The organism is Domibacillus sp. A3M-37 (genome assembly GCF_024213455.1).
In the GTDB taxonomy this organism is placed as follows: Bacteria; Bacillota; Bacilli; order Bacillales; family Domibacillaceae; genus Domibacillus; species Domibacillus tundrae.
The window spans coordinates 12,228-33,966 of the sequence record NZ_JANAVL010000005.1 but is presented as its reverse complement, the minus strand read 5'-3'; the positions used below and the strand labels follow the sequence as shown (position 1 = coordinate 33,966).

Sequence of the window (21,739 nt, the reverse complement as noted above, 5' to 3'; positions counted from 1 at the left end):
CGATCGTGAAGCTTTTTTCCTATTCTGCTTCTTTTTCAGTAATAAGAAGCATTTGAACCGCTCCTTGTTCTTTTTCGTCGACAATAAAAGAACCATTCGAGTAGCGGTCTACTTTCTTTAATGAATTCACATTTACTTTTACATCAGCGCCTTTTTTCATGCGCACGTAATAATCACGGCTCTCATCCAGACGCGCTGCACCAACGATGCGATGCGGATTTGCTTTTAATTCCCGTAATAATACGACACCCCGCTTAGCACGTGACGCTTGTTCAAACTGGCCAAATCCGCCACGTTTCGCAGATCCGCGATTTGTCACCGCAATGAACTGAGCATCTTCAGCATCGTTTGATACAATGACCGCGACTGTGTAATCATCTTCTTTTAAACTGTTGCCTTTTACCCCAGCGGCACGTGGTCCGACAACCGGCACTTCTTCTTCCGCAAACCGCAGCCCATAGCCATAATGCGTAATCATAAGAACGTGGCCGCTGCCGTCTGTCATAGCCGCTGCACACACCTCATCGTTCCCTTTTACGTTCATAGCGGTTAACGGACGTGAATAACGCTGCACGTTAAATTGTGCAAGCTCGGTTCGTTTGATCATTCCGCTTTTCGTCGCCAGCAAAATAAATTGCTTTGTTGAAAAGTCACGGACTGAAAACGCTGCGATAATCGATTCATCTTTAAATCCGCTGACAATGCCTGATGCGTGCTGTCCAGCGTCTTTCCAGCGAATGTCCGGCAATTCATGCACGGGCAAATATAAATAGCTGCCTTTATTCGTAAACACGAGCAGTACATCTGTCGTGTTCATTTCCTGCTTAAAAGTGAGCCCGTCAGACTCTTTCATCGCGGGCAGGCCGCCGGATGCCGAATACGAGCGCAAACCGGTCCGCTTAATATATCCTTCACGCGTTACCGAAACGAGAACATCTTCACTTGGTATCATTGCTTTTTGGTCAATTTTAATTTCCTGAATCTCTGCTTCGATGACTGTTCGACGCTCCGTCGCATACGTTTTTTTCATGTCTTTCAACTCATGTTTGATGACAGATTCAAGTTTTTTCGCACTTTCTAAAATCGCCTGCAGCTGCCCAATCGTTTTTTCAAGCTCGGCAGATTCTTTTTCAAGCGCCGTTATATCCGTATTCGTCAAACGGTAAAGCTGTAACGTGACGATCGCTTCTGCTTGTTCTTCAGTAAATTCAAACTGCTCTACCAGCCGATTTTTCGCGTCCTGTTTGTCTTTTGATGAACGAATACAGGCAATAACTTCGTCTAAAATCGATAAAGCTTTCATAAGCCCTGCCACAATGTGGTGCCGGGCTTTTGCTTTTTCAAGGTCATAAGCAGATCGGTTTGTCACTACTTCCTTCCGATGTTCAATGTATGCATCAAGCAAACGGTGCAGCCCCATTAAAACCGGCCGCTTATTGTAAATAGCGACCATATTAAAATTGTAGGCTACCTGTAAGTCTGTCGCTTTATATAAATAATTTAAAATAAGTCCAGCATCCGCTTCTTTTTTCAAATCAATGACCACACGAAGACCGGTCCGGTCTGTTTCATCGCGTACCTCAGCAATGCTGTCCAGTTTTCGGTCGACACGTAAATCATCCATTTTCTTTACGAGCGATGCTTTATTAATTTCATATGGAATTTCTGTAATAACAATACGCTGGCGTCCGCCACGCACTTCTTCGATCTCTGCCTTGCCGCGAATGACAATTTTCCCTTTTCCTGTCTTATACGCTTTTTCAATACCGTCAATTCCTTGAATAATACCACCCGTCGGAAAGTCAGGACCAGACAGAACCGTCATTAAGTCTTCAACCGTACATTCCGGCTTTTCCATTCGCATGATTACGGCGTCAATGACTTCATCGAGCCGATGAGGTGGAATTTCAGTCGCATAACCCGCTGAGATTCCTGTTGACCCATTCACAAGTAAATTCGGGAACCTGGCCGGCAAGACGACCGGCTCGTTTGTCGTTTCATCAAAGTTCGGAATAAAATCGACCGTTCTTTTTTCAATATCCGTTAATAATTCGCCGGCAATGGCGGACAGTCTTGTTTCTGTATACCGCATGGCTGCTGGCGGATCGCCGTCGACCGATCCGTTATTGCCATGCATTTCAATAAGCGGTGTCCGCAATTTCCAGTTCTGGCTTAACCGGACCATCGCATCATAAACAGATGAATCACCGTGAGGATGGTAATTACCGATGACGTTCCCGACGGTTTTTGCCGCTTTTCGAAACGGCTTTTGATGCGTATTGCCTTCTGTATGCATTGAAAATAAAATACGGCGCTGCACCGGCTTTAATCCATCTCGTGCATCCGGAAGCGCCCGTTCTTGAATAATGTATTTACTATACCGGCCAAATCGGTCGCCCATGACGTCCTCAAGCGGCAATTCTTGAATATGTTCCTTTTCCACTGCTTATTCCTCCCTGCTGCCGGACAACTGCTCGTTTTCTAAGAGCACTGCTTCTTCTTCTAATCCGAACGCAACGTTCGATTCAATCCACTTTCTGCGCGGTTCAACTTTATCCCCCATTAGAACAGTTACCCGCCGCTCTGCGCGCGCTGCATCGTCAATCGTGACACGGATCAGTGTTCTCATTTCCGGGTCCATCGTTGTTTCCCATAATTGTTCTGCGTTCATTTCACCTAATCCTTTATAGCGCTGAATTGTCGTGCCTTTGCCCATTTTTTTCAGCAAAGCATCCAGCTCACGCTCTGTCCAAACATACTCGGCCACTTCTTTTTTTCCTGTTCCTTTTGATACTTTGAAAAGCGGCGGCATAGCAATATATACTTTACCGCTGTCAATAAGCGGCTTCATATAGCGATAGAAAAAGGTAAGAAGCAAAACTTGAATATGGGCTCCATCCGTATCAGCATCAGTCATAATAATGACTTTGTCATAATTAGCGTCACCCACAACACAATCCGGCCCTACACCCGCGCCGATCGCATGAATAATTGTATTGATTTCTTCATTTTTAAAAATATCGGCAAGCTTGGCTTTTTCTGTATTGATCACTTTTCCACGAAGTGGTAAAATTGCCTGGAATTTCCGGTCGCGTCCCTGCTTTGCCGAGCCGCCGGCTGAATCACCTTCGACAAGATACAGTTCATTTCGTTCCGGGTTGCGTGACTGGGCTGGTGTCAATTTTCCCGACAAAATGGATTCTCCTTTTTTGCGCTTTTTGCCGTTACGGGCGTCTTCCCGCGCTTTACGGGCCGCTTCACGAGCCTGTGCAGCCTTTACCGCTTTTTTTATGAGCAGCGCGCTTACATCCGGGTTTTCCTCCAGAAGATAAAGCAATTTTTCTGAGATGACTTGGTCTACAGCTGATCGGGCTTCTGCTGTTCCAAGTTTTCCTTTTGTCTGTCCCTCAAACTGCAAAAGGTTTTCTGGCACACGAACAGAGACAATGGCCGTTAATCCTTCCCGAATATCGGTTCCTTCCAAGTTTTTATCTTTCTCTTTTAACAAACTGCTTTTACGCGCATATTCATTGAATGTGCGCGTCATTGCTGCTCGCGCGCCGGCTTCATGTGTACCGCCATCTTTTGTGCGGACGTTATTGACAAACGATAGTATGTTTTCGGAAAAACCATCGTTAAACTGAAACGCAAATTCCGCTTCAATTTCATTTTGAATGCCTTCAAACGAAGCAACCGGATGAAGCGTATCTTTTTCTTCATTTAAATATTTAACGAATTCTTCTATGCCGTTTTCAAAAAAGAATTCTTCTTTTTGTTCGCGGTCTTTTCGTTTATCTTCAAGTGTAATTTTTAACCCTTTTAATAAAAAAGCCGATTCTCTCAGCCGCTCACTGAGCGTATCGAACTGAAAAACAGTCGTCGAGAAAATCGTTTCATCCGGCTTAAAATAGATTTGCGTACCGGTCGATTTTGCTTTTCCTTTTTTCTCAAGCGTCGTGACCGGCTTGCCGCCATGTTCAAAATGCTGCTCGTACTGAAAGCCATCGCGCCAAATCGTCACTGTTAACGATTGGGACAGGGCATTCACAACAGAAGCCCCAACCCCGTGCAAGCCACCGCTCGTTTTATAGCCGCCCTGTCCGAACTTTCCGCCGGCGTGAAGAACCGTCATAATTACTTCTGCTGTTGGTTTGCCTGTTCGATGTATTCCGGTAGGCATGCCCCGTCCGTAGTCACGAACACTAATTGAATTATCCTTATGAATCGTGACATTGATCTCGGTTCCGTGTCCGCCGAGCGCTTCATCAACCGAGTTGTCAACGATTTCATACACTAAATGGTGAAGCCCACGACCGTCTGTTGATCCTATATACATCCCCGGACGTTTTCGAACAGCTTCAAGCCCTTCGAGAACCTGGATGGAGTCATCATTATACACTGATTTTTTTGTTTCATCCGCCATGAACTAAGTCCCCTCTCTTTCCAACACCCGCACATAAAACGTATGTTCCTAACTATCATATCATAAAAGTCGAGTGTTCTCCAATACGTTTGTCGATTCCGTTTTAAAGCGTACGTTACTTTCCCGTGAGAATCAACCGAAATAATTTTCCCGCCATTCTTATCCCCGTGGTAAAATGAATGAGAACGTCATGCACATGATTATACAATACAAAAAGGGAGAATGAGAAATTGATTCCAGCACTTATTTTAATCATCGCGTACCTTTTAGGTTCGATTCCATCCGGCCTGATTGCAGGAAAAGCATTTTTCGGCATTGATATCCGCGAGCATGGAAGCGGTAACTTAGGTGCGACTAATTCGTTTCGTGTACTCGGCAAAAAAGCCGGTTCGTTCGTGACAGCAGCTGATATTTTAAAAGGAACCGCCGCTACTTTAATCCCAATTTTACTTCATTGGCAAGGGTTCGTTACGGGTGTCCACCCGCTTTTAGCAGGTCTTTTTGCGGTCATCGGTCACATATTTCCATTATTTGCCGGATTTAGAGGAGGAAAAGCGGTCGCCACTTCTGCAGGTGTATTACTTGCCTACAGTCCTTTATTTTTCCTGCTTTTAGCTGCGATTTTTGTGAGCGTTCTTTTGATTACAAAGTACGTCTCCGTAGCGTCTGTTTCCGCAGCCGTCGCGGCGTTTATTTACGCTGTTATTCATACGATTTATACAAAGGATTTCCCTTTTTTGGCTGTCGTTGTCGCATTATCCTTTTTTGTGATTTACCGTCATCGTGCTAATATTATCCGTTTGCGTAATGGGACGGAACCAAAAGTGTCTTCCGGCAAAAACAAATAGAAAAGCCGGTTTAACGGTCACCCGTTAAACCGGCTTTTTTAATGAGGCCGTCTTCTCCAACAAATAAGCACACCGGTCCTTCTTCATGATAAAAGGTGAGCTGCTTCATACCAAATTGAACGTTTACTTCAGGATGTACTTTCAAAAATTCAATTCTCCCGATTGCCTGGATGTCAAACTTTGTTTTAACCCCACTTTCGGACCCGGCTTCTTTTACTTTAATAAACGTGCCAGCATAAACAGAACCGCCTTTTACATAAGGCGGAAGTGTAAAAAAGAGTTTATACAAATGCATGGATAATCCGCTCCATTCCTCATCAATCAAATTATGGCAGCGGGCTGTTTTTTGAATAAATTGTTTAATTCCACTCATCATTGGTGCATTTTTTTTGCCGGTTATGAGCCGAAATACATCCCACGTCTGTGACACTTCAAGCTTCCTGATTTTTGCTTCGTTAAGTAAAAGTCGTCAAAATACATATTGCCGCTCTTTAAATTCACATCTCCATCATGCTCATATTGTTTTAACAAGTCTATCTTTACCCGATTGCCGCGTTTCTGGACATGTGGCCGGCCAGACATTAAGGAAATAACTTCTCCTTGACCAAGCATTCGCACTCCTTTTCCCGCGCGAATGACGATTCCTTTTACGGGTTTCGGGAGACGTTGTTCTCCTTTAACAGTGATGCCAGGTGTTCCAGGAACCGCTTGTGTTATTTTTGCAATGGGTACTCCTTCTCCGACAGTTGGAATAAAACTGGACTCCCGATAATCTACTGAGCCGTCCGCTAATTCTTTCGGTTCAGCTTCACATGAATGCTTGCTCTTTTCGGCTCACTTACCGTTTTCTCTTCTGCCGTCAATAATTGATTATTTAAAACAGACAGGTCCGGCCTATCTTTTTTTGTCACTTGTACAACAGCTTCTTTTTTTGCAAGCCCCAGAAAATGGTTCCGCCATTTTCAAGAATCATAATGTTCACATCCGTTACAGAAGTATTCATCATGTTGAGTGCTTTATGAATCGCTTCTTGTCCGGTATTCCCTTTTACAACAATTGTTTGATCCATGGGAAGACCTTCTTTCCTCACATTGTTGTGAACTATTTTGAGTAAGCCCGTTTCCATGCTACACTATGAAAAAAAGAATGGAGTGATCCGGTGTGAAAATCGATATCACCAGCCAAGCAAAAAAATGGTTCAAAGAAGAAATGCAGGTGGAAAAAGGTGATTCCGTCCGCTTTTACGTACGGTACGGCGGGTCAAGTCCGCTTCATGAAGGTTTTTCGCTTGGTGTGGCAAAAGACGAGCCGGTTGAACCGGCTGTCACCGCCGTGCATGACGGCATCACGTACTTCGTGGAAGAAAAAGATGTCTGGTATTTTGACAACCACCACCTAAAGGTAGGATTTAATGCTGCGCTGCAAGAACCTGATTATGACTACATAAAAGAAACAGGGGCTACTCAAGATTAAATCGCTCAATATGATGAAAAAGCTTTTCATGCTTTAAAATGAAAAGCTGCTTCTCACCAAGCAAATCAAAATGAGGCCGGGATGGATTGCGCATATCAATCCATTCCGGCTTTAAATCATATTGCCGGCCCCAGCTTATTAATTTTTCCACATCAAGGCAACCCGCTTTTGTGACCGTCCGGCAATGCGGAAAACGGTCGTCCTGCCAATAATGCGTTAAAAAAGAAATCTCGCCCATGGCCACTTCTTTCTTCCACTTTTCAACGTCCGCCCGCTTTAGTCCAAATGCCATTATTGATCCTGTTTTTCTTTCTCATATACAGCGTGCCATTCCGGAAATTCTTTTTTAAATTTCACCAGCCGGAATGTTTCTTTATTGACCACTGTATGTACGCTTGAACCGATTACACATACGTCGCCTTTTTCATTAACAATTTCATACGCATATGTCGTACGAATGCCGCTGTGTGATTGAATCCATGTGCGGATGGTTGCCGTTTCCCCATACCGAAACGGGCGTTTATAGGACAGCTGAATATCCGTTACCGGCGAAACAAATCCCGCTTTTTCCATATCCGCGTAATGAAAACCTAAATCTTTAATCAACCCAGTCCTGCCGATTTCAAACCAGACAACATACTGGCCGTGATACACAACCTGCATCGCATCTGTTTCTGCATAGCGGACTTCTACTTGTGTTTCAGAAATAAACAAAACAAAAACTCCTTTAATTGAGCGAATTCTACTTCTATTTTACCATGATTGTTCCTTACGTTTATGTATTTTGTAATTTAGGGTACATATAAAAGATGACCACAAGGAGGAATAGTCGTTGATTACCTATTTAAAGCAGGAAAAAGAAAACATGATTGAACTTTTGGAGAAGCTGGTCAATATAGACAGTAACTCTTACGATAAACAAGGCGTCGATAATATTGGCGTGGCTCTACAAAGGGAATTTGAAGAGATCGGGATGTCCGTTGCTGTTCACCGCGAAACAGAATATGGAAACCATTTAAGCATCACTTCCCCACATGCCAAACACCCCAGCATTTTAATTATCGCCCATATAGATACTGTTTTTCCGGACGGAGAAGCAGAAAACCGGCCATTTGAAATCATTAGCGGCAAAGCTTACGGTCCTGGTGTGAATGATGAAAAAGCAAGTCATGTTCAAGTTCTTTACGCAATGAAAGCACTTAAAGAAATTGATTCATTTGCTTTTCATAATGTGCATATTCTTTTTAACAGCGATGAAGAAATTGGCTCTCCTTCTTCTAAAGCATTAATTAAAGAAGCTGCAGTTGGGAAGAAATACAGCTTGGTCGTTGAATGCGGGCGTCCAAACGAGGGGGTGGTCACCTCCCGCAAAGGGGTTGGCCGGTTCACGATGCGGGTGTCTGGCAAAAGTGCCCATGCGGGTGTAGAGCCGGAAATTGGACGAAGTGCCATTGAAGAAATCGCGCATAAAATTATTAAATTGCAGCAGTTAAATGATCATGAAAATGGCCTTTCTGTTAATGTTGGGTTAATTAAAGGCGGGACGTCCGCCAATACCGTGTCACCAGAAGCGGAAGCGGTTATTGATGTCCGTGTGAATAATAAGCAGCAGGCAGACGAAGTGGTGAAGGATATATACGCCATTGCCGAAGAAGACACAGTTCATGGGACCGATACGGAAGTGGAAGGAAGAATTGCCCGCCCGCCAATGGAAGAAACGGAAGAATCCAAACAGCTCCTTAAAGAAGTAAAAGATATAGGCAAACAAGCAGGGTTAATGATCCATGGAGAATCTACCGGTGGTGCATCTGATGCCTCATTTACGGCAGCAGAAGGCATTCCAACTATTGATGGAATGGGACCAGTTGGAGAATTTTCACACAGCGAAACAAACGAATATACCGTTGTTGATTCGCTCATTGAACGGACCGCTTTACTCGCAAAAACAATTGAAAGGCTATCTCAGCTTAAAACGGAGGACAACTAGATGACAATGGATCATATTTGGAAAAACCAGAAAAACGATTTACACGAACAGCGTGCCCGTGGAAAAAAGGGCATGACCGCAAGTGCGACAGAAGAATCGTCAGCCATTGGCGCTGATATTTTATCAAAAGGCGGAAATGCGATGGACGCACTTGCGGCCATGCAATTTGCGCTTGCTGTAGCAGAGCCTTTCAATACCGGGCTCGCAGCCAGTGGTTTTATTATGTACTATGACGCAAAGAAAAAGAAAACATTCGTCGTAAATGGGCATTCGAAAGCACCGAAAAAAGCCCATAAAAATGTTTTTGTCGATGAGCATCAAGATGTCATTCCTTTTTTGGAGCGCTCAACCCCGGGTACAGCTGTTGCGGTACCTGGGATTTTAAAAGGAGTAGAAAAAGCATTGGCTGAGTTTGGCACGATGTCTTGGTCTGATGTAATGGAGCCTGCTGTACAGCTTTCTGAAAAAGGCGTGCGTGTGAATTTAACATGGAATACAGGCTTAGAGCGGTTTAGCGACCGGCTGGGCAAGGAAGCAAAAACATTCTTTTTTCCGGATAGTGTTCCTCTTACAGAAGGAGAAATTGTCGTTAATAAAGAGCTGACAAAAACACTTAAACTTTTGCAGGAAAAAGGAGCGGACGTATTTTATCGTGGAGAAATTGCTGATAAAATAGTCGAAATCGTTCAATCATTTGATGGATTTATGGAAAAAGAAGATTTGTTTTCATATGAAGCAACGGTATCAGAAGCAATTAGCGGAACTTATAAAGATTATACAGTGGCTGTTCCTGCACCTCCAAATGGCGGCGGCTTTGCTCTTCTTTATATGCTGAAGCTGCTTGAAAAAGTGGATATTGCTCAATATGACATTCATTCATGGGAAAAATATTATCTTTTTGCAGAAGTGATGCGGATTATGACGGCCGATAAACTTGCTTTTATGGGTGATCCCGCATTTTATGACATCCCATTAAATGGGCTTTTAACGAAAAAATATTTAGATGACAGAGTAAAACTCATAAATTTTGAATTTAGAAATGCTGACATTACAGAAGGCAACCCGTGGGAATATGATGACAAACAGCCTCATCATAAAAATGCCGGCACGACCGATCCGGGTCCGGATACGACCCACTTTATTGCGGTTGACGAAGAAGGCAATATCGCTGCCTGCACGTCTTCGTTAGAGCACTTTTTCGGCTCTGGTATTATGGTGCCAGGCTGCGGGTTTTTATTAAACAATGATATGACCGATTTTGACCCGGATCCGGCCGGGATTAATTCAGTTGAATCAGGTAAATACCCTGTGAGCATGAAAACACCGACCATTGTTTTTAAAGACGGTGCACCTGTTTTAACACTCGGATCACCAGGCGGACCGACCATCCCCACCTCTGTTTTGCAAACAATGATTCATATTTTAGATTATGGAATGGATGTTAAAGACGCTATCGAAGAGCCTCGGATTTATAATGGCACCGGGCCGCTTATTTGGCCGGAAGCTGGCATTCCGGAATCAGCTAAACAGAGACTTGAGAAAATGAATTTTCAATTTGACTCCATTGCTCTCTCAATTGGCAACGTGCAGGCTGTTTTAATCCATCCGGATACTGGAGAACTGTTTGGCGGCAGTGATTCTTCCCGTCCCGGTATTCCTATTGCACCGGATACTAAATAATAAATAAAAAAAGATTTCCGGCAAAAAGCCGGAAATCTTTTTTTATGATTCTCCCCACTTATTATAATAAATTAACTGGTCCAGTTCCTTTCTTTTTCTCCATTTTGCCGTTTCTAAAATAGGCTCTTTCGGATATAGATCTGTGTATCCTATTGAGATTAATGCAACTGGATCAACATGATGAGGGATTCCTAATATGTCCCTTATATCTGCTTTCTTATAAAAGCTGACCCACCCCATCGCTAATCCTTCTGCACAGGAAGCAAGCCACATATTTTGAATGGCGCATGCGGTCGACATCATATCTGTTTCCGGTATCGAATTTCGCCCTAATACATGTGATCCGCCTCTTGACGGATCGGACGTAACGCAAATCGATAATGGCGCTTCTTTTAATCCTTCAATTTTTAATTTCAAAAATGCGGATGACCGCTCATCATCTTCATAATGGATCGCCAGTGCTCTCCGTTCTTTATCTGCTGCCCAGGCCAGCTTTTGTTTTATGTTATCTTCATTGATCAAAATAAAATTCCACGGCTGCATAAATCCAACAGATGGCGCATGGTGAGCTGCTTCCAGTATTCTTTTTACAGCTGACTCACCCACTGGATTGGGCATAAAAGTCCGTACATCCCTTCTTGAAAATATAACTTTATAAATTGCCTGCTTCTCTTCATTTGTAAACATATAAGCCTCCTCTACTCCCGTCCCGATATTTGAGCTGAATCAAATGTAGCCATCTCCTTCAGCATTAAAACAGCAGATTGGAGAATCGGAAAAGCAACAGCAGCTCCCGATCCTTCCCCTAACCTCATTTGGAGATCGAGAAGTGGTTTTTTCTCTAATAATTCCATTATTATCTTATGACCGGGCTCAACTGAACAATGTCCCATAATCATATAATCTGTCACGTTACTGGAAATCTTTTTGGCTGCTAATGCAGCAGTCGCAGCAATAAAGCCATCTATAAGAATAGGGGTCCTATTTGCTGCAGAAGCGAGCATTGCACCCGCCATCGCGGCTATCTCCAAACCGCCCACTTTAGATAAAATATCAATAGGATCATCTGCTTTCGGCTTTCTTTTTTCAAGAGCTTGTTTAATGATCATTTGTTTATACTTGATTTTTTCCTTTTCAATGCCGGTCCCCATACCAACAAGTTTTTCTACACTAATGCCGCTGATTGCCGCTGTTACTGCACTGCTTGCTGCTGTATTGCCAATACCCATTTCTCCAGGGATAAGACATTTAACACCATCGCTGATCATTTTTGATGCTTGTTCATATCCAGCTTCTAGTGCTTTCATTGCTTCATCACGGCTCATTGCGTTTTCATTATAAAAATTAGCTGTTCCATACCGAACTTTTTTCATCTTTAGCTGTTCATGCTCTATATCACTGGCTACTCCAATATCTACCACACACATCTCTGCACGAATAGACCTGCTGAAAACATTGATCGCGGCTCCGCCATTCAAAAAATTCCGTACCATTTGTACAGTAACCTCTTGTGGATAAGCAGAAATTCCTTCACATGTAATCCCGTGATCCGCAGCAAATATAATCACCCCTGGAGGTGAAATAACAGGAAATGCTTCTCCAGTCATTTTTGATAGTTCAACAGCTAGTTCTTCCAGCCTGCCAAGACTGCCTTGAGGTTTTGTAAGTGAATTTATGTATTTTTGAACTTCTTCACCGATTTTTTCATCTCTTTTCGGTATATGTACAGCCAGCAAACTCTCTTCTGTCAATGTAAAAACATCCCTTCCCCTATATACATAAATATAAAAAAACCTTAACTCGTGAAGTTAAGGTTTGCAAATAAGCCCTTTATCAATAAAAGAGAAAAAGCGTTTTTCAATCCTTTTCTTCCCACCGAAGAATTTAGAAGTATCTATTTATAAGCAGGTTTCCTGGCTTAAGCATGTTTAAACAAAATGCTTTTACAGTAGCGGGGGCTGCTCCGGATTTCTACCGGATTCCCTATTATCTCTCAACAATTTTGTTTCGAGCACTCATAAATAATTATTCATTTATATGTATCATTAAACTACAATCATATTTGAATAGCAACTGCATCACGAAAAAAAGCCGGTTCCCTTTATCAGGAACCGGCTTCATTCACTTTATTAGTTATTTGCGTTTACACTTTGCAATTTGCCGCGAAGGACCATTTGCAAAATACCACCGTGGCGGTAGTAGTCAACGTCAACTTCAGAATCGAAACGAACGAGCGCATCAAATTCTGTTTTCTTGCCATCTTTAGCTGTTGCTGTTACTTTTACAATTTCACGTGGTTTTACGTTATCAGTAATGGCTACTTCAAATGTTTCTTCACCTGTTAAACCAAGTGTTGTTGCATTATCACCTAACTTGAATTGAAGCGGGAGCACGCCCATCATAACAAGATTTGAACGGTGAATACGCTCATAGCTCTCCGCGATGACTGTTTTAACGCCAAGGAGATTTGTTCCTTTGGCCGCCCAGTCACGTGAAGAACCCATTCCGTAGTCTTTACCTGCAAGCACAACAAGGCCAGTACCCTGCTCTTGATACTTCATGCATGCATCATAAATCGGCATTACTTCGCCTGTAGGCCAAAATGTTGTCAATCCGCCTTCTGTACCTGGTGCGATTTGGTTACGGATCCGGATGTTGGCGAACGTACCACGCATCATTACTTCATGATTCCCACGGCGGGAGCCATACGAGTTAAAATTACGAGGCTCAACGCCTTTTTCACGCAAGTATTTTCCTGCCGGTGTATCTTTGCCGATTGCACCTGCTGGTGAAATATGGTCCGTTGTGACGGAATCACCGAATTTACCCATTACGCGAAGTCCCGCAAGTGCCTGGATCGGTTCCGGGTTTGTAGAAAGATTTTCAAAGAATGTCGGATTTGCAATGTAAGTAGAATCCGCATCCCAGCTATAAAGCGCTTCGTTGCTCGTTTGAATTTGATTCCATTTTTCATTGCTGTTAAATACTTGACCATATTCTTTGCGGAACAATTCAGGCGTTACTGTGCGTTTAACCGCTTCTTTTACTTCTTTTGTTCCTGGCCAGATATCTTTAAAGAAAACATCCTGTCCATCTTTTCCTTTGCCGATTGGATCGTTTTGAAGATCTACGTTTACGTTCCCTGCAAGTGCGTATGCGACAACAAGCGGCGGTGACGCAAGGTAGTTTCCTTTGACAAGCGGATGAATACGGCCTTCAAAGTTACGGTTACCTGAAAGAACAGATGTAACAAGAAGATCAGAATCAATAATCGCTTTTTCAATTTCTTCTTTCATTGGGCCTGAGTTCCCAATACATGTTGTACAGCCATAGCCAACAACATTGAAACCGATTTTTTCCATATAAGGAAGAAGACCTGAATCGCGAAGGTAGCCTGTGACAACTTTTGAGCCTGGTGCTAATGATGTTTTCACGAACTTCGGCACTTCAAGACCAAGTTCAACCGCTTTTTTGGCAACAAGGCCAGCTGCAAGAAGAACATATGGATTCGATGTATTTGTACAAGATGTGATCGCCGCAATGCCGATTGCACCTGTTTTCATTTCAGCTGTTGCACCATCATTAAATTTAACAGTTGTTGTTCTGTCAAGCTCATCTGCTGTTAATCCGAAGCCATGATTGCCTTGAGGCGCACTGACCGCTGTTTGAAATGACTTTTGCATTTGAGAGAGTGGAATCAAGTCTTGTGGACGTTTCGGCCCGGACAAGTTCGGCTCAATTTCAGCAAGGTTCAGTTCAACCACTTCTGTGTAAATAGGATCTTCATTTGCCGGCGTGAAGAACATATCGTTTTCTTTCAAGTATTGTTCAACAACTTGAATATGACCTTCATCACGGCCTGTTAAGCGCATGTAATCAAGTGCTTCCGAATCAACCGGGAAGAATCCGCAAGTTGCGCCATATTCAGGTGCCATATTCGCAATTGTTGCACGGTCTGCAAGCGGAAGTGATGCAACCCCTGCACCAAAGAACTCAACGAATTTACCAACTACGCCTGTCTGACGAAGGACTTGTGTTACTTTTAGAGCAAGATCAGTCGCTGTGGCGCCGTCTGGAAGTTCGCCTATTAGTTTAACACCGACCACTTCAGGAATTGGGAAGTATGAAGGCTGTCCAAGCATACCTGCTTCCGCTTCAATACCGCCAACGCCCCAGCCAAGTACACCGATGCCGTTAATCATTGTTGTATGGGAATCTGTTCCGACAAGTGTATCCGGATATGCATCAAATTCGCCATTTTCTGTTTCAATCGCGTGGACAACATTTGCCAGATACTCCAGGTTTACTTGGTGAACAATCCCCGTTGCCGGCGGAACCGCCCGATAATTGTCAAATGCTTTTTGTGCCCAGCTTAAAAATTCGTAACGCTCTGCATTGCGTTCAAATTCAAGCTCCATGTTACGCTCCAGCGCTTCCGGTGTGCCGTAAGCATCTACTTGAACAGAGTGGTCAATAACGAGGTCAACCGGGATTTCAGGGTTAATGACTTGTGGATCGCCGCCGATATCAGCCATCGCTTTACGAAGAGAAGCTAAGTCAACGACAACTGGAACTCCTGTAAAGTCTTGCAAAATAACGCGTGAAGGCTTGAATGGAACTTCTGCTTCCGCATCAGCATCCGCGCCCCATTTCGCCAAGTTTTCAACATGCTCTTTTTTAATCACATAACCGTCAAATTGACGGAGTACAGATTCAAGTAATACTTTAATCGAATATGGCAGGCGTGAAACATTCGCCGTACCCGCTTCTTCGAGTGCCGCCAGACGGTAGTAATTGTAGCGCTTACCATTCAGGTCAAAACTTGCGCGGGCGTTAAAGACATCATTAGTCGCCATTTCGGTTCCCCCTCTTAAGTTGAATATGTAGTGTAAGGCAGTCGGAAAATTAGTTTTTTTATTTGTTCTAATTTTTCACACCTTTTATCTTATTACATTCATAGATATAAGTAAATAACAAGAACTTTATCACTGTCCATAAGAAAAACGAATCACTTAAAAAAAGATTTTTTGCTGCGGACAGCCAGAATATCACCCATCCAGCCTTTTTGCTTTAGAAAAACATAAAGAGCAAATGTACATGCTCCGATCAACGCGCCTGAAAATAAATAGCCGTATTTCCATTCCAGTTCCGGCATATGCTTGAAATTCATTCCCCAGATCGCACCGAGAGCCATAACTGGTGTGAATAAAGTCGTGATGACCGTGAGTGTTTTCATAATTTCGTTCCCACGGTGTGTCGACACAACATTTTCAAGATCTAAAAGCGCATCTATTTCTTCTTCATATTCACGTATAAGCGTCCTTGAACGCTCTATTCGCCTCTTAGTCCGTTTATATTGTTTTCCTTCCATCACTTCGTCGCCAAATGCTTCTTCCACTGCCATCCGAATTTCCATCATTGGAATGATGAGGTTTTTCCAAATCAGCAGTTCGTGATCTGTATTAGCCGCCCGATCTAAAATACTCGTGTTGTTTCTTTCTTTTATCTCCCACAATAAATCCCGTAGCTTCACTTCAAATTTATCGATTTCTATTAAAAAATGCGTCATGATCTCCCCAATTAACACAAGGAATCCTTCTACCGATGTTTCAGAATGATGCATTTTTTCTTTCATCACTTTCACGTTTGCAAAATCAAGCCTCGATAAGTCTAAATTGGCTGTGACCATTTCATTTCGTGTCAAATAAAAATGGAAAACATGCCGATTATTTTTTTCGTCTGCATTCTGTAAATAAACAAGTGAGCCCCAAAGCACTTCTTCACCGGGCGTCCCTGTATACATTTCGAGAGAATTGGTTTTATCCGTCTTCACATCTTCAATCCATTTTTTGCATGTATGATGCTTTTTCGCGAGCTCTTTCGCCTGTTCATCATTTTTTATATCGAACTCTTTCCATGTCCATTGTGAAGAGTGGAATGAATGTTCCATCGTGCCCACTTCCTCTCTTAATCAGTTTATCCTTAACATATCATTATTACCCTCACTTATCGTCTTTAAACCACTTTCTTTTTTCATCCAGCTATGTTTTGAATAGGAAAACCACGGGTAAACTATTCTCAAGCAAGCGCCCTTTGTGGCAGCTATGAAGGAGGATTTTTTCATGTATAACAACAATGTAAATAAAAAACAAAAAAACGGCGGACTTGGCTACCTTCTCGTTGGCGCCAGCGCGGCTGCATGGTGGCTGTCTAAAGAAGAAAATCGGACAAAATTTGACGGCTGGATGACGCAGGCAAAGAAAAAGCTGAATGGAGAGTCTCAGCCATCGGCCGAAAATTTCCCCGTTCATAAAGCCGGCAATCCTCATCCAGATGATATTGCTGATAACAAGATGGTCGAAGAAGGCGCCCAGTTCGCTGTCGACTATTACAATAAAAAAGAACAGTGATCTGTAGATTGAAATAAACCTACTTTTAAAACTTTGATATATTAGAGTTCTCGAAGTTTAAAACTATTTTCTGCTTTGTAGTTTCCTGTATTCTCCCCATTATTTTGGGAGACCATATGGGAGACACTTAATTTCAGGATAGACGCTCTACAAAAAGAGTCCTTACACGGACTCTTTTGCTTTTTCCTCTCTTATATACAGCGTTCTTGGTTTCCCCCTTTTCCCATTCAACATATCCTAATTCTTTTAACCGATCCAAGTGCTCTTTTACAGTCAATCTAATATATAAGTTTAAAATATTACATTAAATTTTCGCAGCTAGACAATAATAGGCGTTCTTCTTTTTATTTAAAGCGATGACGCCCATTTCATTGCTCCTTTCCATTCTATCTTCTGAAATCGCTTGTTCATAAGCGATTTTTTATTTTTTTAGAATAGTTACATATGCCGCTTCAAAAAGCCTGATAGCCTCATACGTTATTGTATAACACGGAAAAGGAGGTTTAAAGTTATGTCAAGAAATCATGATGAGGATGACTACAAAAAGCCAAGACGTAAGCAGAGTGAGAACAACAATGAACACGACGATTCAGATGTTCTGCAGGAAGGTATTCAGAAATCAGTCATCGAACAAGAATCCGACGAGCTAGTGTGGATTAAAGATTCATGCAATATTGAGGTTCAAACAACAGATACGCAGGCAGCTGTCTCCCTTCAAGTAGGCTTGCAGCTAGCCATTGCGCTAATTATCAGCATCACCATTGGCGATTCGGATGAAGGCCAAACTGTAGCGCAAGAGCTGTTCCAGAAATTTGATTCTGAGCAAACGAATAAACAGAAAATTCTTATTGAAAATTCAAAAGATGTCACAGTCACAACGACTGACACCGACTTGGCCGTCAACATCCAGGCACTCCTACAAGTGCTGGTTGCGCTAGTTATTAAACTAGACATTTTGTAACTAAAATCCCAAAACCGAAAGAGGTGAATAACATGAGTGAAAAAAAGTGGAGAGCATTGGATCATTGTGACGACAACAGTAACCAAAATGATGCAGATGTTTTGCAAGAAGGCGATCAGGCTGTTTCAAGTGAGCAGAAATCTTTTGAGTGGATTATCGTTAAAGATTCTGAAGATGTTGAGGTCCGTACAACAGATACGCAGGCAGCGGTTTCTTTACAGCTCGGAATCCAGGTAGCCATTGCCACCGTCATCAGCATCACTCTCGGTGATTCGGATCAAAGCAAAGGCGTCGTTCAAGACCTAAAGCAATTCATGAAGACAAAACAGCAAAACACTCAAAAAACGGTCATCGAAGGATCAAAGCATGTAAAGGTGACTACAACTGACACCGACTTGGCCGTAAATATCCAGGCATTACTTCAAATTCTCCTCGCTATTGTGGTCAAATTAGATGTTCTGTAATAGGTAGACTAATTCAGAAAGAGAGGGGAAACAGATGGATAATACAGGTAAGGAACTAGTTGAACAATTACGCAAGATGAACGAGCAATCCATGAAGGAGTTGCTGAGAGATTCTCGTCAGAAGCGCAGCAAAGCGAAATTTAAACAAAATCTTAAAGAAAACCAAGCTAGAGCATTAGAAGAGTTAAAAAAGCAGTATACACCAACGGCGGATTCAACCAACTCATCTCTGAACAAAATACTAGGCAAGTTATTTGATTAATTTATAAGAGAATCAATACGTAACATTTACCTTTTACGTAAAGCAGCTGATCCCATGAGGAAAGAAAAGATCATTATGGTGTGCCCTTTAGTAATGAAGAGATGCGGTGCCTGGCCGAAACTCGACGAACGAATTATTGATAAAAGAACATTTAAGAAAATATTGAAGAAGTATTTGTGACTGGCTACGGCCGGTCTTTTTATTATCCATTTAGTAATGATAAATTGGCGGCTACCCTCTCCTTCTATCTCTCTAAACGTATATAATGAATTGTATAACCTTGGAAAGGAAAATATTATGAAGATACTTCAATGGAACATCCCACTATAAGTTGTTCTTTATCGCTGTCGATTAGCTTTCCTTTAGTTATAAACTGTAACGGCCCATAGATGGAATCATACTGTTGTTGAGTTTGTACAAATGATTTTATAACGCTCCATTTTTTCATTTTAGAATCAAACTGATAAATCTTCAGCAAAGTCTGATCTGTGTAGTTATGTAAACCGCCTTCATATTTCTTCAATCTATTTACCTCCACATAAAATTTAACCAGGACTATAATAACAAAATCAAAAAAACATAAAGAAACAACTTTATCAATACAGGCAATTATTCTTACTCTCTTTTATAATTTTAATTTTTCTATTTTATACCGGCTATTTAAATAGTATAATTTACCTGATTAAAGTTAGGAGAGTGGAGTAATGCAGTATAAAAAGCTAGTTAGAATTTCCTTAACCATCATTTTATTTTTACAATTGGCGGTTCAATTTAACCCTGCTCATTCAGAGGCAGCCTCTTCAAAGTTGGGTTACGTTAGCATTAGTAGTGGTGTTCTTAACGTTAGAAGCGGACCTGGAAATAATTATAAAGTGATTGGTTCACTAAAAAATAATGCTTCTGTTTCGGTTTACTCTCAATCTAAGAACGGCTGGTCGCAAATTGGCTATAAAAAAGGAAAAGCTTATGTGTCTTCTCAGTACCTACGGATGTATAGTTACCTACAAGATAAAACAAAGATTTATACATATGAATATGAACAAGAATCTTTTACTACATATTATGTAGGTAAATATTATGGCTGGGATAAATGGCTTCATTCAAATAACGATCCTTACTTTTTATATGAAGATAACACCGGGCTATATAACACTTGGCTCTCATCTGATACTTCCACTGATATTACCTATCCTTTAAAAGTCGGAAACAAGTGGAAAGACTGGGACCACTTACCGATGTCTAGAATAAAGGATATCAATGGTACATTAACCACACGAGCAGGAACGTTCAAAAATGTGGTAACGGTGAAAAGAGATGACGGCTATATCACGTACTTTGCTCCAAATGTGGGGCTCATAAAGTCAGTTTATAATGGAAAAACTGAGAAGGAGTTAGTTCGTTTAGCTAGAAAATAATAAAGTTATGACATTGACCTCATTATTTGATGAGGTCTCAGATTGTAGACAAAGTCAACAGTCGCTTTTCAGTGAAAGGTAAATGATAGGTTCTTTCAAACATTACTAAAATTAATTTAGGTGTTAGAGACAAAAAAATTTCTACACCCTTGGATGCAACTCCATTGTGACAGAATAGAATTGCGAGTAATATTTTAACGGCCGGGGACTTTTTCTCGGCTTTTTTGCATATTTCTTTTTTTACCGCATATAAATTTATTGTTGGTAAGTTTTTTATAGTTCTTCCTAATACACAGTCAGGGAAACCTGGCTTTTTTTATTTGCATAATTTTTTCTGAAATGAGCATACTTTCTAATGTTCGACTTTTCAACCGTCTCTAAAAACCCTTTTTCATTTTTTGCCGGGGATCTCCTCGGCTTTTTTACTTTGTTTGTATAAAACTTTCTGAACTTGTCCATTCTATTGATAGTGAGGAAACCCCATCCTCTCATGCAATATCCGAGTAACACAGAACAGTCAGAGCCCCCTTTGGCTGTTTTTTTATGCAAATCCCCACCGCTTCTTCGCCATTTCTTCTGGTGTCCACTGCTGTTCAATTACTATTCCACTGTATGCCATTTTAGTTTTCGTCCCGTCAGTTCTTCAAACCATTTCTTGTCACCTGTTAATAACGCCAGATCGATCAGCGTCTCCTTGTCCCGGTGCTTGTCCCAAAAATCGCCGATGGGCTCCAGCTGCTCTTCTGTGAAGATGCCGGGTGATGGTTTTCTTAAATGGTATTTACCATCCGTAATCCAAATTACTTTCGTCAATTCAACCCTGTAGCCGTAAAATCCGCTTTGGACGATATTGCTCACATATCCAACGGCTGTCATACCGCCAATTTTTACTGTTTTCCACTCTCCCTCTCTCAACAAGGCTGCCACCCCTTTAAAATAGTTTCATTTGTTCAAAAAAATCGGTTCTTTAGGTTTATCCAATGGTTTTATACATATCTATGTGTATTCCAGATCCATAAGCAATGACAAAGTACGTTTTTCCGATTATTTTCTTTGAATGATCCCAGCACCAAATGAGTTTTGCAGAGTGAATTTTGTTTCTTTCGATTTCAACCGTTCGTTTTGGCGGCTCCGGTCGCCATTTTTGGCGCTTCGTTTACTTCCGCTACCCAAAGTTCTTCTTTTCAAAACAGCCCGTATGCGCACCTTTCTGCGGAAATCTGAATGCATACACATAATCGGTACCGGCCGGAAAAAGAAAGAATGTCTCACCCGCCGGCAGGATCTCTGCATCAAGGCATGTTCCTTGAAGCACGCTCCTCCCTTCTTGCGGCTATTTTTGAATGTACATTAATACCCTTATTAGTACTAATAAGGGTATTAATGACCAATGATTTGTTTGGACGAACTATGTATGCACTTAATGTAAATAAAAGAAATATTCTTTCAGCTTGAAAAAGAGCAATACACTACAAATGATACGGGTTCTTCTGCTCCGATTCTCACCTTCACGTCCACGAATGTTTAATTCCTTCTTCAGTCATCTGACACACCAAAATCGTCCCTTTTTTCATTTTGGGAGAAAAGTGCTGCAAGGGACCGTCTAACTCCCAGCCTTCATCCACAAAGGATTTGTATTGCCACGCATTTACTCAGCCAATAAAATTGGTATCACCAAATTCCATAAAAAACTTCATTTTATCTTCCCCAGTTTTCACGTTTTTTTATCTTCTCCACCAAATTACACCTTTTAATAGAGATCGTTGAAAAGATAAGCGGCTCCCAACATTATATATTTTATTATAAAAAAACCCTC

General features: G+C 41.8%; 23 protein-coding genes, 1 pseudogene and 1 riboswitch. Of the genes and pseudogenes, 9 read left to right on the top strand and 15 right to left on the bottom strand.

Annotated elements, in window-relative coordinates:
• Positions 1 to 19 precede the first annotated feature (19 nt).
• Both parC and parE read right to left on the bottom strand, forming a co-directional pair.
• Positions 20 to 2,443 carry a DNA topoisomerase IV subunit A gene (parC, locus tag NLX67_RS09860; RefSeq protein ID WP_309143122.1) on the bottom strand — a complete coding sequence of 808 codons (2,424 nt, stop codon included), beginning with the start codon at positions 2,441 to 2,443 and terminating at the stop codon, positions 20 to 22.
• A 3-nt stretch (positions 2,444 to 2,446) separates the two neighbouring features.
• Positions 2,447 to 4,423: a DNA topoisomerase IV subunit B gene (gene parE, locus NLX67_RS09855; RefSeq protein WP_046181015.1), complete on the bottom strand. Its 1,977-nt coding sequence runs from the start codon at positions 4,421 to 4,423 to the stop codon at positions 2,447 to 2,449.
• 230 nt (positions 4,424 to 4,653) lie between these two features.
• On the opposite strand from parE, the gene plsY reads away from it, so the two are divergent.
• Positions 4,654 to 5,271: a glycerol-3-phosphate 1-O-acyltransferase PlsY gene (plsY, locus tag NLX67_RS09850; RefSeq protein ID WP_046181014.1), complete on the top strand. Its 618-nt coding sequence runs from the start codon at positions 4,654 to 4,656 to the stop codon at positions 5,269 to 5,271.
• A gap of 10 nt (positions 5,272 to 5,281) precedes the next feature.
• On the opposite strand, the gene NLX67_RS09845 is transcribed toward plsY, so the two are convergent.
• From NLX67_RS09845 to NLX67_RS09840, 4 genes are read right to left on the bottom strand one after another with little or no spacing between them, the layout of a single operon-like run.
• On the bottom strand, positions 5,282 to 5,701 hold the full coding sequence (locus tag NLX67_RS09845; RefSeq protein WP_254311603.1) for a hypothetical protein: 420 nt from the start codon (positions 5,699 to 5,701) through the stop codon (positions 5,282 to 5,284).
• Positions 5,668 to 6,024 (bottom strand): flagellar assembly protein A, encoded by a 357-nt coding sequence (locus NLX67_RS23205; protein WP_375143369.1) that lies wholly within the window; start codon positions 6,022 to 6,024, stop codon positions 5,668 to 5,670. The genes NLX67_RS09845 and NLX67_RS23205 overlap by 34 nt, the downstream gene beginning before the upstream one ends.
• Before the next feature lie 35 nt (positions 6,025 to 6,059).
• Complete coding sequence (locus NLX67_RS22780) at positions 6,060 to 6,182, bottom strand: hypothetical protein (RefSeq protein WP_256519754.1); 123 nt, start codon at positions 6,180 to 6,182, stop codon at positions 6,060 to 6,062.
• Positions 6,179 to 6,340 (bottom strand): Jag N-terminal domain-containing protein, encoded by a 162-nt coding sequence (locus tag NLX67_RS09840; protein ID WP_254311602.1) that lies wholly within the window; start codon positions 6,338 to 6,340, stop codon positions 6,179 to 6,181. The genes NLX67_RS22780 and NLX67_RS09840 overlap by 4 nt, the downstream gene beginning before the upstream one ends.
• A gap of 92 nt (positions 6,341 to 6,432) precedes the next feature.
• On the opposite strand from NLX67_RS09840, the gene NLX67_RS09835 reads away from it, so the two are divergent.
• On the top strand, positions 6,433 to 6,744 hold the full coding sequence (locus tag NLX67_RS09835) for a HesB/YadR/YfhF family protein (protein ID WP_254311601.1): 312 nt from the start codon (positions 6,433 to 6,435) through the stop codon (positions 6,742 to 6,744).
• Here the strand turns inward: NLX67_RS09835 and NLX67_RS09830 are convergent.
• A complete protein-coding gene (locus tag NLX67_RS09830; RefSeq protein ID WP_046181010.1) occupies positions 6,731 to 7,036 on the bottom strand; it encodes a hypothetical protein in 306 nt (101 codons plus the stop codon). The two genes, NLX67_RS09835 and NLX67_RS09830, sit on opposite strands and share 14 nt — an antisense overlap.
• Positions 7,036 to 7,458: an acyl-CoA thioesterase gene (locus NLX67_RS09825; protein WP_254311600.1), complete on the bottom strand. Its 423-nt coding sequence runs from the start codon at positions 7,456 to 7,458 to the stop codon at positions 7,036 to 7,038. The genes NLX67_RS09830 and NLX67_RS09825 overlap by 1 nt, the downstream gene beginning before the upstream one ends.
• A gap of 118 nt (positions 7,459 to 7,576) precedes the next feature.
• Between NLX67_RS09825 and NLX67_RS09820 the strand changes: the two genes are divergently transcribed.
• Both NLX67_RS09820 and ggt read left to right on the top strand, forming a co-directional pair.
• On the top strand, positions 7,577 to 8,731 hold the full coding sequence (locus tag NLX67_RS09820; protein ID WP_254311599.1) for a M20 family metallopeptidase: 1,155 nt from the start codon (positions 7,577 to 7,579) through the stop codon (positions 8,729 to 8,731).
• Positions 8,732 to 10,411 (top strand): gamma-glutamyltransferase, encoded by a 1,680-nt coding sequence (ggt, locus tag NLX67_RS09815; RefSeq protein WP_254311598.1) that lies wholly within the window; start codon positions 8,732 to 8,734, stop codon positions 10,409 to 10,411.
• Between the two features lie 42 nt (positions 10,412 to 10,453).
• Here the strand turns inward: ggt and bluB are convergent, their stop codons facing one another.
• The 4 genes from bluB to NLX67_RS09795 all read right to left on the bottom strand — a co-directional run bounded on the left by bluB (position 10,454) and on the right by NLX67_RS09795 (position 16,361).
• The gene (gene bluB, locus NLX67_RS09810; protein WP_254311597.1) at positions 10,454 to 11,098 is read right to left on the bottom strand and encodes a 5,6-dimethylbenzimidazole synthase; all 645 of its coding nucleotides are present in this window, start codon (positions 11,096 to 11,098) and stop codon (positions 10,454 to 10,456) included.
• A gap of 11 nt (positions 11,099 to 11,109) precedes the next feature.
• A complete protein-coding gene (cobT, locus tag NLX67_RS09805) occupies positions 11,110 to 12,144 on the bottom strand; it encodes a nicotinate-nucleotide--dimethylbenzimidazole phosphoribosyltransferase (protein WP_254311748.1) in 1,035 nt (344 codons plus the stop codon).
• A gap of 153 nt (positions 12,145 to 12,297) precedes the next feature.
• A riboswitch (cobalamin riboswitch) is annotated at positions 12,298 to 12,445 on the bottom strand.
• Positions 12,446 to 12,540: 95 nt separating this feature from the next.
• Entirely contained in the window at positions 12,541 to 15,267 is a 2,727-nt protein-coding gene (gene acnA, locus NLX67_RS09800; protein ID WP_046181006.1) for an aconitate hydratase AcnA, read from the bottom strand.
• A 152-nt stretch (positions 15,268 to 15,419) separates the two neighbouring features.
• Complete coding sequence (locus NLX67_RS09795; RefSeq protein WP_254311596.1) at positions 15,420 to 16,361, bottom strand: magnesium transporter CorA family protein; 942 nt, start codon at positions 16,359 to 16,361, stop codon at positions 15,420 to 15,422.
• Positions 16,362 to 16,533: 172 nt separating this feature from the next.
• On the opposite strand from NLX67_RS09795, the gene NLX67_RS09790 reads away from it, so the two are divergent.
• The 4 genes from NLX67_RS09790 to NLX67_RS09775 all read left to right on the top strand — a co-directional run bounded on the left by NLX67_RS09790 (position 16,534) and on the right by NLX67_RS09775 (position 18,508).
• On the top strand, positions 16,534 to 16,821 hold the full coding sequence (locus NLX67_RS09790) for a hypothetical protein (RefSeq protein ID WP_254311595.1): 288 nt from the start codon (positions 16,534 to 16,536) through the stop codon (positions 16,819 to 16,821).
• 511 nt (positions 16,822 to 17,332) lie between these two features.
• Positions 17,333 to 17,782 carry a spore coat protein gene (locus tag NLX67_RS09785; protein ID WP_046181003.1) on the top strand — a complete coding sequence of 150 codons (450 nt, stop codon included), beginning with the start codon at positions 17,333 to 17,335 and terminating at the stop codon, positions 17,780 to 17,782.
• A 32-nt stretch (positions 17,783 to 17,814) separates the two neighbouring features.
• On the top strand, positions 17,815 to 18,246 hold the full coding sequence (locus NLX67_RS09780; protein ID WP_046181002.1) for a spore coat protein: 432 nt from the start codon (positions 17,815 to 17,817) through the stop codon (positions 18,244 to 18,246).
• A 34-nt stretch (positions 18,247 to 18,280) separates the two neighbouring features.
• Entirely contained in the window at positions 18,281 to 18,508 is a 228-nt protein-coding gene (locus NLX67_RS09775) for a hypothetical protein (RefSeq protein WP_254311594.1), read from the top strand.
• 295 nt (positions 18,509 to 18,803) lie between these two features.
• Here the strand turns inward: NLX67_RS09775 and NLX67_RS09770 are convergent, their stop codons facing one another.
• The gene (locus tag NLX67_RS09770; protein WP_254311593.1) at positions 18,804 to 19,031 is read right to left on the bottom strand and encodes a hypothetical protein; all 228 of its coding nucleotides are present in this window, start codon (positions 19,029 to 19,031) and stop codon (positions 18,804 to 18,806) included.
• A gap of 181 nt (positions 19,032 to 19,212) precedes the next feature.
• On the opposite strand from NLX67_RS09770, the gene NLX67_RS09765 reads away from it, so the two are divergent.
• Positions 19,213 to 19,923: an SH3 domain-containing protein gene (locus NLX67_RS09765; RefSeq protein WP_254311592.1), complete on the top strand. Its 711-nt coding sequence runs from the start codon at positions 19,213 to 19,215 to the stop codon at positions 19,921 to 19,923.
• A 600-nt stretch (positions 19,924 to 20,523) separates the two neighbouring features.
• On the opposite strand, the gene NLX67_RS09760 is transcribed toward NLX67_RS09765, so the two are convergent.
• Positions 20,524 to 20,841 (bottom strand): IDEAL domain-containing protein, encoded by a 318-nt coding sequence (locus NLX67_RS09760; protein ID WP_254311591.1) that lies wholly within the window; start codon positions 20,839 to 20,841, stop codon positions 20,524 to 20,526.
• Positions 20,842 to 21,408: 567 nt separating this feature from the next.
• Positions 21,409 to 21,608: pseudogene (locus tag NLX67_RS23020) on the bottom strand (hypothetical protein); the annotation flags it as partial.
• Positions 21,609 to 21,739: the final 131 nt, after the last annotated feature.

Coding starts and splice junctions, on each gene's coding strand:
- parE (WP_046181015.1), bottom strand. CDS start 4,423: ATGGCGGATGAAACAAAAAAATCAGTGTATAATGATGACTCCATCCAG.
- NLX67_RS09840 (WP_254311602.1), bottom strand. CDS start 6,340: ATGGATCAAACAATTGTTGTAAAAGGGAATACCGGACAAGAAGCGATT.
- NLX67_RS09830 (WP_046181010.1), bottom strand. CDS start 7,036: ATGGCATTTGGACTAAAGCGGGCGGACGTTGAAAAGTGGAAGAAAGAA.
- ggt (WP_254311598.1), top strand. CDS start 8,732: ATGACAATGGATCATATTTGGAAAAACCAGAAAAACGATTTACACGAA.
- bluB (WP_254311597.1), bottom strand. CDS start 11,098: ATGTTTACAAATGAAGAGAAGCAGGCAATTTATAAAGTTATATTTTCA.
- acnA (WP_046181006.1), bottom strand. CDS start 15,267: ATGGCGACTAATGATGTCTTTAACGCCCGCGCAAGTTTTGACCTGAAT.
- NLX67_RS09795 (WP_254311596.1), bottom strand. CDS start 16,361: ATGGAACATTCATTCCACTCTTCACAATGGACATGGAAAGAGTTCGAT.
- NLX67_RS09790 (WP_254311595.1), top strand. CDS start 16,534: ATGTATAACAACAATGTAAATAAAAAACAAAAAAACGGCGGACTTGGC.
- NLX67_RS09785 (WP_046181003.1), top strand. CDS start 17,333: ATGTCAAGAAATCATGATGAGGATGACTACAAAAAGCCAAGACGTAAG.
- NLX67_RS09780 (WP_046181002.1), top strand. CDS start 17,815: ATGAGTGAAAAAAAGTGGAGAGCATTGGATCATTGTGACGACAACAGT.
- NLX67_RS09775 (WP_254311594.1), top strand. CDS start 18,281: ATGGATAATACAGGTAAGGAACTAGTTGAACAATTACGCAAGATGAAC.
- NLX67_RS09765 (WP_254311592.1), top strand. CDS start 19,213: ATGCAGTATAAAAAGCTAGTTAGAATTTCCTTAACCATCATTTTATTT.